The organism is Jeotgalibacillus sp. ET6 (assembly GCF_029667115.1).
Classification (GTDB): Bacteria; Bacillota; Bacilli; order Bacillales; family Jeotgalibacillaceae; genus Jeotgalibacillus.
The window spans coordinates 1-233 of record NZ_JARUIU010000330.1; the positions used below are offsets into that span (position 1 = coordinate 1).

General features: G+C 42.1%; 1 protein-coding gene. It reads right to left on the reverse strand.

Annotated features, from left to right (window positions below):
• Nucleotides 1-14: 14 nt before the first annotated feature.
• Nucleotides 15-233 (reverse strand): hypothetical protein (locus P6709_RS20380; protein WP_278242690.1); only part of this gene is annotated, 219 nt, incomplete at its 5' end.

Genomic DNA, 233 nt, shown 5'->3' on the forward strand with positions numbered 1-233 from the left:
TCCATTTCACTTCTTCATTTGCTCTGTTCGCGAGAACTGGTTCTCTGGAATCGGCTGCGAAAAGATGGAATTGAAAGGAAGTATCTTTTCGTTCCAAAGATTTCGGCAAATAAGTCATGAGTGATGTGAAGGTCAAAGCGTTTGCCGAATGGATCGTTTCCTTTTTCACGCTGAATCAGCTTTTCTTTATTTCTGCGGTGATAGCAGATATTTAGGCACAACTGTCGGGAAAC